Here is a 15,194-nt window from a genome sequence, read left to right as displayed (position 1 = left end):
CCGGCTCGCGACGCCCGGCAAACCTTTCCGGTCACAGCACTAGCCCTGTCGGCTCCGCCGGGTCATACGTCCAGTTGGTCGGCGACCGCGCGCAGCAGTCCGGCGACGTTCTTGCCGGACGTCTTGTCGGGGTAGCGGCCGCGCTCCAGGGTCTGCGCGACGCCCTCCAGGAGGGTGGTCAGGTCCTGCACGATGGACGCCAGCTCGTCCGGCTTCTTGCGCTGGGCGGCGGCGACCGACGGGGTCGGCTCCAGGAGCGTCACGGAGAGGGCCTGGTCGCCGCGCTGGCCGGCGACCACCCCGAACTCCACCCGCTGCCCCGGCTTGAGGGTGTCCACTCCGGCGGGAAGCACCGAGGAATGGACGAACACGTCGCCGCCGTCGTCGCGGGAGAGGAAGCCGAAGCCCTTCTCAGCGTTGAACCATTTGACCTTGCCGGTAGGCAAAGCACGCACCCCATCTCACCGGTCAGCCGAACCACAGTTGCCGCAGGTCAGGCTATCTAGCGCTCGCTCGTGCCTGCCGTTGTCCCGAAGCCTCCCCAGCTCTTTACCCGCCGTCAAGCCCGCCCACTCCAGTCGGCCGAACCTGGCCGATCGGCGTGGGCACGCTCGCTCGGGGGCGAGGGAGACAGGGGATATCTCAGCACATGAGGGGGCGGCTGCGGCAACCCGTATTCGCGGACGGTGACGACACCCGGACGGCCCACGCGGCGGCACCCCGCGCCACCGGCCGGGCGTGGAGAACCGCCTCGGAACACACCGCCGTCGGCGGCTTGACCGCGCCCTCCCGGCCGCGGTCCCCGGACACCTCGATGCCCGCCCCGCGCAGGGTGTCCTGACGGTGCGGCAGCGAGAAGGGGCCTCCGGTGTCCGAAACGGTTCGCCGCCCGCGGGATCCACCGGCACCGGTGGCCGGACACGAGTGCGCCGGCCGGCCACCGCGGGCGTCGCCCGGACGCGCTACGACAGCGCGGAACCGTGGCCCGCGGGGTCCGTCCGCTGGCCGTTGTCGGCGACCAGCGTGGGGGCCGCCACCAGGCGGAGTGCGTCCTCGCTGTTCCAGCTGAGGGCCGCCGCCCGCATCGCCTCGACGTTGGGCGGCAGGTCGAGGCCCAGGTCCTCGGCGAACAGGGTCTGGCAGCGCTTGATCGCGCTGAGGGCGCTCGCGGCGTCCCCGTCGATGCAGTGCACCGCGGCCAGGAGCTCCCACAGCCGCTGGCGGTAGGGCGCTTCGGCGATGATGCTCTCGATCCGGTAGGAGAGGGTCTCCGTGCGGCGGGCGAGTATGCAGCTGGTGAACAGGTCCTGGTAGGCGTCGAAGCGCGCGTTGTTGACGCCCGCGACGTGGGCGTTGAACCACCGCGTCGGCGGCAGGTCCTGGCCGAACGGGCCGCGCCACCAGGCCAGGGCTCCCTCCAGGACCTCGGCCGCCGGCTCCGACTCACCGCGCAGCAGCAGATTCCGGCCACGCCGTGCGGCCAGCGTGAACTGCGCCAGGTCGAACTCGTCGGGCGTGACCGCCAGCCCGTAGCCGCTCTGGCCGCCCCGGTAGGTCCGCACCCGGCAGCTCAGACCCGGCCGTGCCTCGTCGAGGTCCCGGCGCAGGGCGGTGAGATGGCTCCGAATGTTCGCCGCGGCCGAAGTCGGCGGGTCGTCCCATAATCTTTCGGCCAGTTCGGTGATCCCTATGGGCTGTCCGGGCCGAAGCAGGAAGGCGGTCAGAATCGCACGCCGCACCGGCGATGCCATCTCGACGTTTCCCTGGACCTGGAGTGGGCCAAGAATCCTGAAAAGCATAAGTCCCCGTGTCTCATCTCTCATCCGGCCGCGAGGCGAGCTGCTACGCCTCTTGGCTTGATTTGAACGCAAGTCGTGCGCGATGCCGTCAGGCCCGCCGATCCCGCCGATCCCGCCGATCCCGCCGATCCCGCCGACAGGGCAAGTGCACCGCTGGATCCCCCCTTCCCGACGGAGCGTGCGCGAAATGAGTGTTGTTTAATTGTTAACCACATGAGGGAGGCATTCTCAAGACCGCGGTCAACGGCCCTCCCGCTTCGCGCCGGCGCGAGGTCGGCCCCCTCGTCATTACCCCACCGAGACTGGCCGAATTTCGCAGCGCATCGCGCGCCACTATGGCAGGTGATCGTCCGGCCATCAATGGAACCGCCGGGTAATTTTCCACCAAGGCAAGTAGACGTTCAGCGTGCGCATATCACGAAAGAGAGATTTGTCCGGAGCGATTGCGGAATCATTCCGTCTTGCAACGAAATTCCGGTCCGGTTCGAATATGCCGGGGTCGTCCACCGTCGCCGATCGCCCTGCCGACGCCCGCTCCATGATCATCCGGGGGCTCTCGGTGCCCGCGCACCAGGAACTATCCTTGGTGGCGTGCGTGACAATACCCGAACGAATTCCGCCACAGCCGGCGACCGGCTGGTCCGTGCAGGTGCCATCGTGTTCTTCGTCGGTGCGCTGGCCACCGCGGTGACGGTGGCGCCGCTGTTCCTCGGCGCGAAGCCCTTCCCGACCTACATGTTCGGACTGAGCATGCTCATGGGCGTCGGCTTCCTGATCGCCGGTGCGGGCGTGCTCCGATCGATCGCGGCGGGCCGCCGTCAGGCGCGCGGCGACTCACGGTAGCGGCTGAAAAGCGTGCGGTTGGCCGCGAGCCAGTCCGGGAACGCGATCAGATCCGCGAGCACGACATCCGCGCCCGCCGCCCGCAGTTCCCCCTCGTCGCACGGTCCGGTGGCCACCGCCACCGACAGGGCGCCGGCCGCGCGGGCGCCCCGTACGTCCCCGACGTGATCGCCGACGTACACCCGGGCGCCGTACTCGCGCAGCGCCTCGGCCTTCCGCTCGGCCCACAGGTCGCCGATCACCGCGTCCGGCTCTATGCCCAGGTGCTCCAGGTGCAGCTTGGCGTTCGGCTCGTACTTGGCGGTGACGACGATCGCCCGGCCGCCGTCCTGCCGCACGGCCTCGATCGCCTCGCGGGCGCCGGTCAGCGCGGGCGTGGCGGAGACGGCGATCGCCGGGTACAGCTCCCGGTACAGATCCCCCGCCGCCTCCACGCGCTCGGCCGGGAACCAGTTGACCAGTTCTTCCGCGAGCGGCGGACCGAGCCGCGTGACCGCCAGGTCGGCGTCGATGTACGTTCCCGTCCGCTCGGAAAGCTCCAGGTAGCAGGCGCGGATGCCGGGGCGGGAGTCGATGAGGGTCATGTCGAGGTCGAAGCCGACGGTCAGCGGGCGAGAGGTCATACGGGCCATTGTGCCCAGGGGGCGGGGCCGCGAGACCCCGGACCCGTGTGACGTACACCCATCTCCGGTGCCTGTGGCGCCGAGCCCGACTACGCCCGCCGCTGCGAGCGCCACACCAGGAAAAACGCCGACAGCACGGCCGCGGCCCGCACCACCCACGGCCAGGTCTGGGAGACCGCGTCGTTCATGTGGCCCTCGGCGATGGGCGTGCCCCAGCGGTCGTCGGTACGACCCCACAGCCAGACCACCCCGGCGGCGAGCGCCAGGCCGGGCATGCCGACGACGGCCCACTTGGACTCCGTGGGGGTCAGCCGGCGGGAGGCGTAGGCGATGACCCAGCCGAGCAGCAGCGCGTACCAGTTGCCCAGGACCGCGCCGACCACCAGCAGTCCGGCCGCGAGCAGCAGCAGCGGATTGCTCCGGCCCGCCATCAACGGGGGCAGCGCGAAACGCCGGCGCCCGGCGGGCGCCTCCGGCTCGGCCGCCTCCACCGGTTCGGCGGCACCGGCCGCCTCGGGCGCGGGCTCCGCATTGGCTGATTCCTTCGCCGGCGGGGGCTTGAGCAACTCCGGGATCTCCACCCCGCCCATGAAGCCGGGCACGTCGTCACCCATCCCCGACGGGCCATGCTCCAGGCGCCACCATTCGGAGCCGGCCACCGGGCCGCCGAGCTCGTCGGCGCTCGCCAGATGCGGCGGGGACGGACCGTCGGACGGCACGGGGCCCGCCGGCCGCTGCGACGCGCGCGGCCGCGGTACGACCTTGCGCAGCCCCTTCGGGCGTGCCTGCTCGGCCTCCGGTTCACGCTGCGCGGGCACGGCCGGGGCCGCCGCCCGCGATCCGCCCCCGCCGGAGCCGCCCGCGGCCGCGACGACGTCGTCGGGGCTGCCGAGCCCGTCGATGATGCGGCGGACGGCGGCGGGACTGTCCACGGCGGCCTTGGCGCGGCGCCGGTCGATCTCGTTGCGCAGCTCCGCGACCAGACGCATCCGCGTGGCCGAGGACAGCTGGCGTTGCTGAGCGACGTCCCCGACGCGGCTCAGATACTCGTAGACGACCTGATCGCTCTCGATCCCCACGAAGCCCCTCCGGGGTGGCTGGCCGATGACCCCGTTGGACGACGGTACCGCCTCCCGCGCGGTGCCCGGTGCCGCTGTACGGGGCCGGGCGCGACACTCACCCGGTACCGTGAATCGGATGAGCAGCGATGAGAAGCCGGCGGCCCCGCGTTCGCTCGCGGAAGCGCTCCGCGCGCGCGACGACGCCTCCCTGGCCGCGCTCCTGCGCAGCCGCCCCGACCTCATCACCCCGGTCCCGACCGACCTCACCCAGCTCGCCACCCGCGCCGGGACCCGCGCCTCGGTGGTCCGCGCCCTGGAGCGGCTGGACCGGTTCGCCCAGCAGACGGCCCAGGCCCTCGCGGTGGCCGGCGACCCGGCCACGTACGGCGAACTGCTCGGCCTGATGGCGTCCGACGCCCGCGATCCCGTCGTCGCCGCCGCGCTGCCCCGCGCCCTGGGCACCCTGCGCGAACAGGCCCTCGTCTGGGGCGGCGACGACCGGCTGCGCCTGGTGCGCACGGCACGCGAGCTGCTCGCGCCGTCGCCCCAGCACCCGTCCCCGACCGGGCTCGGACCGACGGTGCGGGAGGCCACGGCGGGCATGTCGCCGGGGCGCATCCAGGAGATCGTGACGACCGCCGGACTGCCCTCGACCCACGACTCCGTCTCCGCCGTCGCCTCGCTCACCGACCTGTTCACCGACCGCGAGCGGATGTCCGCGCTGCTCGCCGGGCTGCCCGCCGACTCCCTCGAGGTGCTGGAGCGCCTGGTGTGGGGGCCGCCCTACGGCCAGGTCACCCCCGACCCGGCGCCGCGTCTGCGCCGGCTGCTGGACCGTGGGCTGCTGCTGCCCACGGCGCCCGGAACCGTCGTCCTCCCCCGCGAGGCGGCCCTGCATCTGCGCGGGGGCCGCGCCCACCGCGCGCCCGAGCCGGTGCCGCCGGCCGTGGAGGCCGCCGCGACCCACCGTCCACAGGTTGTGGACGCGACGGCGGCCGGGCAGGCGTACACCGCCCTGGCCACCGTGGAGGAACTGCTGCGGGACTGGGACGAGGGCGGCCCGAACGTGCTGCGCGCGGGCGGTCTGAGCGTGCGCGACCTCAAGCGCACCGCCGTCGCCCTCGACGTGCCCGAACCGGTGGCCGCCTTCTGGGTCGAACTCGCCTACGCGGCCGGTCTGCTCGCCTCCGACGGCGAGGACGACGAGCGGTACGCGGCGACCCCGGCCCACGACGAGTGGCTGGAGCGGCCCGCCGCCGAACGCTGGGCCCACCTCGCGACGGCCTGGCTGGCGGCCACGCGGACCGCGGGTCTGATCGGCGGACGGGACGCCAAGGACCGGGCCCTGTCGGCGCTCGGCCCCGGCCTCGACCGCTCGGCGGCGCCGGAGGTACGGCACCGGGTGCTCACCCTGCTCGCGGGGCTGCCGCAGGGCGCCGCACCGGCCGCCGAGTCGGTGCTGGCCCGGCTGCGCTGGGAGCACCCGCCGCGCGGACCGCGGCAGGAGGACGACCTGCGCGGCCGCCTCGCCCGGTGGACGCTGTCCGAGGCGGAACTGCTCGGCGTCACCGGCCGGGGCGCGCTGTCCGCACACGGGCGCGCGCTGCTGTCCGCACCGGCTCCCGCGGAGGCGGAGCCCGCGCCCGGGAAGACCCCCGCGGGCGAGGCCGGGCGCGGTCCCGCCGCACGCGCTGAGGCGGACGCGGCCGTGGCCGCGCCCGCGAGCCCGGGGGACAAGCTGCCCGTCCACAAGCACCACCTGCCGGAAGGAACCCCCGGCACCCCGGCACTCCAGCCCCCGACCACGCCGGTCCCCTCCCTCCCTCCCACGGCCCCCGCCTCCGCCGCATCCGCCGACGAACAAGCCGCCGCGGCCCGCGTCCTCGCCCCGCTCCTGCCCGAGCCCCTGGACCACGTCCTGCTCCAGGCGGACCTGACCGCGGTCGCGCCCGGGCCCCTGCGGCGTCCGCTCGCCGAGACGCTGGGCGTGCTCGCGGACGTGGAGTCCAAGGGCGGCGCGACCGTCTACCGGTTCACCCCCGCCTCCGTACGCCGCGCCCTTGACGCCGGCCGCACCGCCTCCGACCTGCACGCCTTCCTCACCGCGCACTCCCGTACGCCGGTGCCGCAGCCGCTGGCGTACCTGATCGACGATGTGGCCCGCCGGCACGGCCATCTGCGGGTCGGCGCGGCCTCGGCGTACCTGCGCTGCGACGACGACGCGCTGCTGAACGAGATCCTCGCCGACAAGCGGTCCGCCGGGCTGCGCCTGCGCCGCCTCGCGCCGACCGTGCTGGCCGCGCAGGCCGACCCGGCCACGCTCCTGGAGGGCCTGCGCGCGATGGGCTACGCACCGGCCGCCGAATCCGCGGCGGGCGACGTCCTGATCACCCGCGCGCACTCCCACCGCACCCCGCCGCGCACCGCCCCCGACCCGGTCCCGGAGGGCCCGCCCGCCCCGGACGCCACGCTGCTGTCCGCCGCGATCCGCGCGATCCGGGCGGGCGACCTGGCCTCCACCGCCCCGCGCAAGCCGTCCGGGGCCACGCGGGAGGACGGCGAGCTGCCCCGCACCGGCTCCGCCGAGACCCTCGCCACCATGCAGGCGGCCGTCCTCACCGGCGAGGCCCTGTGGATCGGCTACGTCAACGCGGAGGGCGCCGCCAGCCAGCGCGTCATCGCGCCGATCCGCGTCGAGGGCGGCTTCGTCACCGCGTACGACCACACCGCGGACGAGGTCCGCACCTACCCCCTGCACCGGGTCACGGGGGTCGCCGAGCTCGCGGACGACCAGCCCTGATCCGCCTCGGATAGGGCACACTGGAGGTTTGACCACACGGAAAGGGCGCTGCGCGTGAATGGTCCCCTGATCGTCCAGTCGGACAAGACCCTGCTTCTCGAAGTCGACCACGAGCAGGCCGACGACTGCCGTCGGGTCATCGCGCCGTTCGCCGAGCTGGAGCGGGCGCCCGAGCACATCCACACCTACCGGGTCACCCCACTCGGCCTGTGGAACGCGCGCGCCGCCGGGCACGACGCCGAGCAGGTCGTCGACGCCCTCGTGCAGTACAGCCGCTACCCCGTGCCGCACGCGCTGCTCGTCGACATCGCCGAGACGATGGACCGCTACGGACGGCTGACCCTCAGCAAGCACCCGGCGCACGGTCTGGTCCTGACCACCACCGACCGGCCGGTCCTGGAGGAGGTGCTGAAGTCCAAGCGGATCGCTCCGCTGGTCGGCGCCCGCATCGACCCGGACACGGTGGCCGTGCACCCCTCCGAGCGCGGGCAGATCAAGCAGACCCTGCTGAAGCTGGGCTGGCCCGCCGAGGACCTCGCCGGGTACGTCGACGGCGAGGCGCACCCGATCGAGCTGCGCGAGGACGGCTGGGCGCTGCGGCCCTACCAGAAGCAGGCCGTGGAGAACTTCTGGCACGGCGGGAGCGGTGTCGTCGTCCTGCCCTGCGGGGCCGGCAAGACGCTGGTCGGCGCCGGCTCCATGGCGCAGGCGAAGTCCACGACGCTGATCCTCGTCACGAACACCGTCTCGGCCCGGCAGTGGAAGCACGAGCTGGTGAAGCGGACCTCGCTGACCGAGGACGAGATCGGGGAGTACAGCGGGACCAGGAAGGAGGTCCGCCCGGTCACCATCGCCACCTACCAGGTGCTGACGACCCGGCGGAAGGGGATCTACCCCCACCTGGAGCTGTTCGACTCCCGGGACTGGGGACTGATCGTCTACGACGAGGTGCACCTGCTGCCCGCGCCGGTCTTCAAGTTCACCGCGGACCTCCAGGCCCGGCGGCGGCTGGGACTGACCGCGACCCTGGTGCGCGAGGACGGCCGCGAGTCGGACGTGTTCTCCCTGATCGGCCCCAAGCGGTTCGACGCGCCCTGGAAGGAGATCGAGGCGCAGGGCCACATCGCGCCCGCGGACTGCGTCGAGGTCCGGGTGAACCTGACCGACTCCGAACGGCTGGCGTACGCGACGGCCGAGACGGAGGAGAAGTACCGCTTCTGCGCGACCACCGCGACCAAGCGGAAGGTCACGGAGGCGATCGTCCGCCGTTTCGCCGGGCAGCAGATCCTCGTCATCGGCCAGTACATCGACCAGCTCGACGAGCTGGGCGAGCACCTGAACGCGCCGGTGATCAAGGGCGAGACGTCCAACGCGCAGCGCGAGAAGCTCTTCGACGCCTTCCGCGAGGGCGAGATCAGCGTGCTGGTGGTGTCGAAGGTGGCGAACTTCTCCATCGACCTGCCGGAGGCCACGGTCGCCATCCAGGTCTCGGGCACCTTCGGCTCCCGCCAGGAGGAGGCCCAGCGCCTCGGGCGGGTGCTGCGCCCGAAGGCCGACGGCCACCAGGCGCACTTCTACTCCGTGGTCGCCCGCGACACGATCGACCAGGACTTCGCCGCCCACCGCCAGCGCTTCCTGGCCGAACAGGGCTACGCCTACCGGATCATGGACGCCGACGAACTGCTGGCGGAGGAGGCCTGACCCTCCCGGGTCCCGCCGGACCGCCGTCTGCGGAATTCCAGCGCCACCGCCATGAGCAGGGCCAGCCCCAGCAGGGGGTAGGGCGAGGCCAGGGGCTGCTGCCACCAGGACAGGTGCAGCTCCATGTCCTTGTTGGGGACCATCCACAGGGTGCGGGCCGTGAACAGGACCACGGTGACCGCCGCCCAGACGCGGCGGCCCTCGGCCAGGAGTACGGCGATCAGCGGGACGCACCACACCCAGTGGTGGGACCAGCTGATCGGTGAGACGAGCAGCGCGGTCAGGCCGGTCAGCAGCACGCCCCACCGCTCCCGCCGCACCCGGCACGCGAGCCACAGGCCGGCGACGGCGACCGCGACGGCGGGCAGCATCCAGGCGAGTCCGGGCGACGGCTCCCCCAGCAGCCGGGCGACCAGGCCCTGGAGCGACTGGTTGGCGATGATCCACGGCTTGCCCACCCGGTTGGTCTCGAACAGGCGGCGCGTCCAGTAGTCGACGCCGGCCGCGGGCAGCACGAGTGCCCCGACGGCGACCGTCCCGGCGAACCCGGCCACCGCCGCGGCCGCCTCGCGGCGCCGCCCCCGCAGCAGCAGGTACACGATGAAGAGGCCCGGGGTGAGCTTGATGCCGGTCGCGACGCCGATCAGGACACCCTTGCCGCGGGCCCCGGGCGGCCGGGTCAGGTCCCACAGGACCAGGCAGACGATCGCGAGGTTGATCTGCCCGTACACGAACGTCTGGAAGACCGGTTCGAGCCAGACGGCCGACGCCGTCGCGGCGCACACCGTCGCAAGTCCGGCCCGGCGCCCGGCGAGCCGCGCGGAGAGGTGGACGAGCCAGGCGAGCAGGAGCGCGTTGCCCGCGAAGAACGCCGCCTTCAGGGCCGCGGCGGGAAGCCACACCGTCGGCACGAACAGCAGGGCCGCGAACGGCGGGTACGTGGCCGGCAGCCGTCCCTGCGTGACCGTGAAGCCGTAGAGGTCGCGGCCGTGGACGACCGCCGCGCCCTCGGCCTGGTAGACCACCGCGTCGGGCATCTGCACCCGCTGCACCGCGAACAGGACCGCGAGGGCGGCGAGGGAGACGACGAGGAGGGCCAGGGCGAGTGCGGCTGGTGACCGGACTATCACCTTCCGTGCTGTCACGGACCGACCCTAGTTGCTCACTTGTGGCGTACGCCCGCCTCCTCGCCGTACTCGCCGAGGACGACCACGTCGAACAGGGCGCCCGCGAACACCTTGACGGCGTGCAGGGCGTCGCCCAGAACGTGATGACGGGGGCCGTCCTGGACAGCCGTGGCGCCGGCCGGGCGAGCGGCGGGAGCCGGGTGGATGGTTGCTGCGCTCATGTCTCCATGGTGGATCGGGGGCATAGGACCGGCATCGGTCTGGGGACCGGGCCTTCCTGCCTCCGGGTACCCCTCTGGAGGGACCTCTGCCCCTGCGTCCGGCGGACGCGAATCCCCCGGGGAAGGCGATCACGGCACCTGGGCGGGCCCGGAGCGGGGAAAACCGGTTGGCCTCCGCGCGTAGCCGCGCCCTAGAATCCACCCTCTTGCCCGCCTCCCCTCACGGAGCGCCGCCGTCCGGACGGAAACCGGTCGGCAGATCCCGCCGCCGCGCGGCGCAGCCACACGGCACCACCCCACGGCGCCCGCCCGCCCCGAAGGCCTTCCGGAGGCACCCCCTTGTCGTCCCTGTCGTCCTCGTCGCCCTCGTCGTCCTCGTCGTCCTCGTCGCCCTCGTCGCCCTCGGCTTCGCACATGCCCGCCGACCCCCTCGCCCGCGAGCGCGCCCACCTGTCCGCCTCCCGCGCCGCACTGCGCGCCATGCGCGAGGACGTGGAGTCGCTCGACATCCGGGACGTCACCGCGAACTGGGTCAACGCCGAAGTCCTCGCCCGCCAGATCGAGGAGCGCATCAAGGCGCTGGCCGACCTCAGCGACACCCCGCTGTTCTTCGGGCGGCTCGACTACCTGCACGCCCCGGGCGCGGACAGGGCGGAGGGCGCCGAGGGCGAACGCTTCTACATCGGGCGCCGGCACGTGCACGACGGCGAGGGCGACCCCATGGTCATCGACTGGCGCGCACCGGTCTCGCAGCCGTTCTACCGGGCCGCCAGGAAGGACCCGATGGACGTCGCGCTGCGCCGCCGCTTCGGCTACACCGGCGGCGACCTCACGGCGTACGAGGACGAGCACCTGTCCGACCCGGCTGAGCCGTCGGGGGCCGCCACCACCAGCAAGCTGCTCCAGCAGGAGATCGAACGCCCGCGTGTGGGCCCGATGCGCGACATCGTGGCGACCATCCAGCCCGAGCAGGACGAGATCGTGCGGTCCGGGATGTCCGGCACCGTCTGCGTCCAGGGCGGACCCGGCACCGGAAAGACCGCCGTGGGCCTGCACCGGGTCGCCTACCTCCTCTACGCCCACCGCGAGCGGCTCGCCCGCACCGGCACCCTCGTGATCGGACCGAACCGGTCCTTCCTGCACTACATCGAGCAAGTGCTGCCCGCACTCGGCGAGTTGACCGTCCAGCAGGCCACCGTCGACGATCTGGTGGCGCATGTGGAGGTGCGGGGCGCGGACGACGCGGCCACCGCGATCGTCAAGGGCGACGCACGGATGGCGGAGGTGCTCCGCAGGGCGCTGTACTCCCACGTGACCATGCCCACCGAACCGGTCGTGGTGGTGCGCGGCTCGCGGCGCTGGCGCGTCCCGGCGTACGAACTGGAGGACATCGTCCGGGAGTTGCTGGACCGCGGCATCCGCTACGGCGCCGCCCGCGAGGCCCTGCCGCAGCGGATCGCGCACGCCGTGCTGGTGCAGATGGAACGGGCGGGCGAGGCCCCCGACGACCGCGTGCAGGACGCGGTGGCCCGCAACGCGGCGGTCAAGGCGACCGTCAAGGCGGTCTGGCCCCCGGTCGACCCGGCGAAACTGGTGCTGCGGCTGCTGACGGACGCGGACTTCCTCGCGGAGCACGCGGACGGGATCCTCACCGAGGAGGAGCGCAAGACGCTCCTGTGGGCCAGGCCCGTACGGTCGGTGAAGTCGGCCAAGTGGTCGGCCGCCGACGCCGTACTGGTCGACGAGGCCGCCGACCTGGTGGAGCGGACCCACTCCCTCGGGCATGTCGTCCTGGACGAGGCGCAGGACCTCTCCCCCATGCAGTACCGGGCGGTCGGCCGGCGCTGCACCACCGGCTCGGCGACCGTCCTCGGCGACCTGGCCCAGGGCACCACGCCGTGGGCCACCCGCACCTGGGAGGAGGCCCTGGCCCACCTCGGCAAGTCCGACGGCCTGATCGAGGAGCTGACGGCGGGTTTCCGCGTCCCGACGGACGTGATCACGTACGCCTCCCGGCTGCTGCCGCACATCGCCCCCGGGCTCACCCCGGTCGCGTCGGTACGCGAGAACCCCGGCTTCTTCGAGATCCGTACGACCGCGGGGGACGCCGAAGTGGTCTCCGCGTGCGAGGAGTTGCTGCGCAACGAGGGCTCGGTCGGCCTGATCGCCGCCGACGCCCGCGTCCCGGCCGTGGCCGAGGCGCTGACGGCGGCCGGCCTGCCGTACCTCGCCCCCGGCGAGGAGACGACGGCCGAGACCCGCCTCACCCTGGTCCCCGCCTCACTCGCCAAGGGCCTGGAGTACGACTACGTCGTCCTCGACGAGCCCCAGGCCGTCGTCGACGGCGAACCCGACGAACGCACCGGCCTGCGCCGCCTGTACGTGGCCCTGACCCGAGCGGTCTCGGGCCTGATCGTGACCCACACGGCCCCACTGCCGGTTCAGCTGTCCTGAGTCCCGCCGGGCTGCTGAGAGGGCGGGTCGGCTGGGGCGGGCGCAGCGGGGCTGGGTACGTCGCCGGGCGCGGCCGAACTGGACGCGGCGGAGCCGGACCCGGTGCCGGGCACGGCACGGCCGGCCCCATCGGGGCCAGGCAGGTCACCGGGCGCGGCACGGCCGGCCCCATCAAGGCCCGGTGCGTCACCGGGCCCAGCCGGGCGCGGCACGACGGGACTGGGCCCGTCGCCGAGCGCGACCGAACTGGACGCGGCGGAGCCGGACCCGGTGCCGGGCACGGCACGGCCGGCCCCATCGGGGCCAGGCAGGTCACCGGGCGCGGCACGGCCGGCCCCATCGGGACCGGGCAGGTCGCCGGGCGCGGCCGGGCTGGGTGCGTCGCCGGGCAGGACGGGGCTGGACGCGGTGGACCCGAGTGCGGCGGGACTGGGCGCATCGGCGCCGGATGCGGCAGGTTCGGACGCGTCAGGGCCAAACGGCGTGGCGGCCGGGCCGGGGACGGCCCCGTTCGAGGGCGGCGGCGCGTACGGCCCATCGCTGCCCCGCGGTGACGCGTACGGCCAAGCCGCGCCCGGCGGCGGAGCGTACGCCCCCTGTGCGCCCGGCGGCGGGTACGCCCCATGCGACCCAAGCGGCTGCGGGTACGGCCCGTACATGCCCTGCGGCCGCGGGTACGGCCCGTACGCACCCGGCGCCTGCTGCGGGTACGGCCCGTACGGCCCCGGCACCTGCGCGTACGGCCAATGCGCGCCCTGGGGCGATGCGTACGGCAGGAGGTGGGGCGGGATCGGCTCGGGGGCCGGGGCGGACAGGTGCTGCGGGCGGCGTCGCCGTGCCAGCCACAGCACGATCGCGGCGAAGAGCAGCACCGAGGCCATGTCGACGAGGGCCAGTTGCCAGGGGGCGTCCGCCGCCGTCTCGTCGGACGCCAGTCCGTCCACGTACGCGGCGGACAGCCCGAAGGCCAGCAGGTTGTTCAACGCGTGCAGGGCGATGGACGCCTCGAGGCCGCCCGTGCGGATGGTCAGCAACCCCGCCACCGCACCGAACACCACGAGATCGGCGAAACCCCAGGGCGTGCCCCAGCCGTGCGCGGCCGCGAAGAGCACCGCCTGCGGCAGCACCACGAGCCACGGGGACCGGAGGAAGGCACCGGTCGCCTGGAGCAGCCAGCCGCGGAACACGTACTCCTCCGCCGCCGACTGCAACGGCACGAGGACAACCAGCATGGCCAGGGAGGCGAGGAACGTCTGCCACCCCACCCACACGTCGGACCCTCCGCCGTCGCCCTGGTCGTCCGGCAGGAAGATCGCGACCACCGGCAGCAGCACCATGGGGGGTACGGCGGCCAGCAGGCACCAGGCCAGCCATCGCCAACGCGGCCGACCGGTGACGGAGGCCACCGTGCCGGCCGGACGCCGGCCCAGCCAGAGCACGGCCAGCAGGACCAGCGGCAGGTCCATGGCTATGAACGCCAGGTCCAGGCCCGTACCCAGAACGGGGCCGAAGTCGACGCCACCGTCCGGCAGTTCCGGAAAACCGGCGGCCGTGCCGATCCCCTCGGTGAGGATGTAGAGGAACAGGGTGGCCAGGACCGACCCGAACGCCAGCACCACAGTGCCGAGCAGCGGCCGCCACCAGCGGTGGTGAGGTGAGTACCGGGCCATACGGTGATACGGAAGCACGGTGGGGTCGGGGGACGTTGTTGTCATGAACGACATCGTGCCCGGTCGGAATGGGCCGGGCGTACGAATTCCCCGGTCCCGGACCCACCCCGACCCGGTCCAGGCACCGTGTCTCAGCCCGCGGGCTGCCGAACCGCCGCCCCGTCCAGGACCGCGCGCCACTCCGCGACCGCCGCGACGGAGACCGGTCCGTCCCAGCCGCCGGGGCGGGCCGCACCGCCGATGTGGAAGGCGTCGATCCCCTCCGCGAGCAGCGCGGGCACATGGTCCAGCCGCAGGCCGCCGCCGACCATGATCTGTTGCTCGTAGCCGGGCTCACCACCGCGCGCGGTCTCCGCGATCAGCGTGGGCAGCCCCTCGTCCACGCCCGAGGCCGCCCCCGCCGTCAGATACGTGTCGAGCCCCGGCAGCCCGTCCAGCCGCTTGCGCAGCGCGTCCCGGTCGGCGGCGCGGTCGATCGCCCGGTGGAAGGTCCAGCGGCAGCCGTCCAGCTCGCCGACGACCCGCTCCACGGCGGCCAGATCGACCCCGCCCCGCGGATCGAGGAACCCGAGCACGAACTCCTCGGCGCCGGCCGCCCGCAGCTCGCCCGCGACGCCCACCAGCCGGTCCAGCCCCCGGGCGCCCCCCGCGCCGAATCCGTCCGCGAGCCGCAGCATCACGCGCGGCGGAATGTCCACGGCTGCGCGGATCCCGGCGACGAGACGGACCGACGGGGTGAGCCCGTCGGCCGCCATGTCGGTGACCAGCTCGAGGCGGTCCGCGCCTCCGGCCTGAGCGGCGACCGCGTCCTCGACGTCGAGGGCGATCACCTCCAGGACTGCACGCATGCTCATAGGAGCCCTTCCCTCGTTTCCCCTGAAGCGGACAGGTCTAG

At 73.6% G+C, this 15,194-nt stretch carries 13 protein-coding genes; 4 read left to right on the top strand and 9 right to left on the bottom strand.

The genetic code is table 11. From position 1 onward, the window contains the following. Positions 1-62: 62 nt before the first annotated feature. Complete coding sequence (locus ACFY3J_RS11140) at positions 63-446, bottom strand: cold-shock protein (RefSeq protein WP_384177662.1); 384 nt, start codon at positions 444-446, stop codon at positions 63-65. 516 nt (positions 447-962) lie between these two features. Continuing rightward, complete coding sequence (locus ACFY3J_RS11135; RefSeq protein ID WP_384177660.1) at positions 963-1,751, bottom strand: BTAD domain-containing putative transcriptional regulator; 789 nt, start codon at positions 1,749-1,751, stop codon at positions 963-965. A gap of 639 nt (positions 1,752-2,390) precedes the next feature. Here ACFY3J_RS11135 and ACFY3J_RS11130 point away from each other — a divergent pair. Next, entirely contained in the window at positions 2,391-2,642 is a 252-nt protein-coding gene (locus ACFY3J_RS11130; protein WP_361412653.1) for a hypothetical protein, read from the top strand. Here ACFY3J_RS11130 and ACFY3J_RS11125 read toward each other — a convergent pair. Next, the gene (locus ACFY3J_RS11125) at positions 2,618-3,265 is read right to left on the bottom strand and encodes an HAD family hydrolase (protein WP_390840751.1); all 648 of its coding nucleotides are present in this window, start codon (positions 3,263-3,265) and stop codon (positions 2,618-2,620) included. The genes ACFY3J_RS11130 and ACFY3J_RS11125 overlap by 25 nt on opposite strands. Before the next feature lie 89 nt (positions 3,266-3,354). Further along, on the bottom strand, positions 3,355-4,344 hold the full coding sequence (locus tag ACFY3J_RS11120; RefSeq protein ID WP_384177656.1) for a hypothetical protein: 990 nt from the start codon (positions 4,342-4,344) through the stop codon (positions 3,355-3,357). A 118-nt stretch (positions 4,345-4,462) separates the two neighbouring features. Here ACFY3J_RS11120 and ACFY3J_RS11115 point away from each other — a divergent pair, with 118 nt between their 5' ends. Together ACFY3J_RS11115 and ACFY3J_RS11110 are read left to right on the top strand one after the other, a co-directional pair. Then, positions 4,463-7,126 (top strand): helicase-associated domain-containing protein, encoded by a 2,664-nt coding sequence (locus ACFY3J_RS11115; protein ID WP_390840750.1) that lies wholly within the window; start codon positions 4,463-4,465, stop codon positions 7,124-7,126. 54 nt (positions 7,127-7,180) lie between these two features. After that, positions 7,181-8,827, top strand: coding sequence for a DNA repair helicase XPB (locus tag ACFY3J_RS11110; RefSeq protein ID WP_384177652.1), 1,647 nt, complete (start codon positions 7,181-7,183; stop codon positions 8,825-8,827). Here the strand turns inward: ACFY3J_RS11110 and ACFY3J_RS11105 are convergent. The 3 genes from ACFY3J_RS11105 to ACFY3J_RS11095 form a co-directional block, all read right to left on the bottom strand. Next, complete coding sequence (locus ACFY3J_RS11105) at positions 8,782-9,972, bottom strand: glycosyltransferase 87 family protein (protein ID WP_390840749.1); 1,191 nt, start codon at positions 9,970-9,972, stop codon at positions 8,782-8,784. The genes ACFY3J_RS11110 and ACFY3J_RS11105 overlap by 46 nt on opposite strands. A 17-nt stretch (positions 9,973-9,989) precedes the next feature. Continuing rightward, complete coding sequence (locus tag ACFY3J_RS11100) at positions 9,990-10,175, bottom strand: hypothetical protein (RefSeq protein WP_225074592.1); 186 nt, start codon at positions 10,173-10,175, stop codon at positions 9,990-9,992. A 191-nt stretch (positions 10,176-10,366) separates the two neighbouring features. Continuing rightward, a complete protein-coding gene (locus tag ACFY3J_RS11095) occupies positions 10,367-10,591 on the bottom strand; it encodes a hypothetical protein (RefSeq protein WP_390840748.1) in 225 nt (74 codons plus the stop codon). Between ACFY3J_RS11095 and ACFY3J_RS11090 the strand changes: the two genes are divergently transcribed. Further along, complete coding sequence (locus tag ACFY3J_RS11090; protein WP_390840747.1) at positions 10,590-12,629, top strand: HelD family protein; 2,040 nt, start codon at positions 10,590-10,592, stop codon at positions 12,627-12,629. The two genes, ACFY3J_RS11095 and ACFY3J_RS11090, sit on opposite strands and share 2 nt — an antisense overlap. On the opposite strand, the gene ACFY3J_RS11085 is transcribed toward ACFY3J_RS11090, so the two are convergent. Further along, complete coding sequence (locus ACFY3J_RS11085) at positions 12,617-14,344, bottom strand: type II CAAX prenyl endopeptidase Rce1 family protein (RefSeq protein WP_390840746.1); 1,728 nt, start codon at positions 14,342-14,344, stop codon at positions 12,617-12,619. The genes ACFY3J_RS11090 and ACFY3J_RS11085 overlap by 13 nt on opposite strands. An 86-nt stretch (positions 14,345-14,430) precedes the next feature. Then, complete coding sequence (locus ACFY3J_RS11080; protein WP_384177644.1) at positions 14,431-15,153, bottom strand: copper homeostasis protein CutC; 723 nt, start codon at positions 15,151-15,153, stop codon at positions 14,431-14,433. Positions 15,154-15,194 lie beyond the last annotated feature (41 nt).

The sequence above is a fragment of the Streptomyces sp. NPDC001231 genome (assembly GCF_042896885.1).
Taxonomy (GTDB): Bacteria; Actinomycetota; Actinomycetes; order Streptomycetales; family Streptomycetaceae; genus Streptomyces.
Note: the sequence above shows the minus strand (reverse complement) of the source record. Positions and strands in the feature narration are given on the sequence as shown.

What these genes read in the sequence shown, in the direction of transcription:
- ACFY3J_RS11080 (WP_384177644.1), bottom strand. Translation starts at nt 15,153, where the DNA reads ATGAGCATGCGTGCAGTCCTGGAGGTGATCGCCCTCGACGTCGAGGAC.
- ACFY3J_RS11115 (WP_390840750.1), top strand. Translation starts at nt 4,463, where the DNA reads ATGAGCAGCGATGAGAAGCCGGCGGCCCCGCGTTCGCTCGCGGAAGCG.
- ACFY3J_RS11125 (WP_390840751.1), bottom strand. Translation starts at nt 3,265, where the DNA reads ATGACCTCTCGCCCGCTGACCGTCGGCTTCGACCTCGACATGACCCTC.
- ACFY3J_RS11090 (WP_390840747.1), top strand. Translation starts at nt 10,590, where the DNA reads ATGCCCGCCGACCCCCTCGCCCGCGAGCGCGCCCACCTGTCCGCCTCC.
- ACFY3J_RS11095 (WP_390840748.1), bottom strand. Translation starts at nt 10,591, where the DNA reads ATGTGCGAAGCCGAGGGCGACGAGGGCGACGAGGACGACGAGGACGAC.
- ACFY3J_RS11135 (WP_384177660.1), bottom strand. Translation starts at nt 1,751, where the DNA reads ATGGCATCGCCGGTGCGGCGTGCGATTCTGACCGCCTTCCTGCTTCGG.
- ACFY3J_RS11100 (WP_225074592.1), bottom strand. Translation starts at nt 10,175, where the DNA reads ATGAGCGCAGCAACCATCCACCCGGCTCCCGCCGCTCGCCCGGCCGGC.
- ACFY3J_RS11085 (WP_390840746.1), bottom strand. Translation starts at nt 14,344, where the DNA reads ATGACAACAACGTCCCCCGACCCCACCGTGCTTCCGTATCACCGTATG.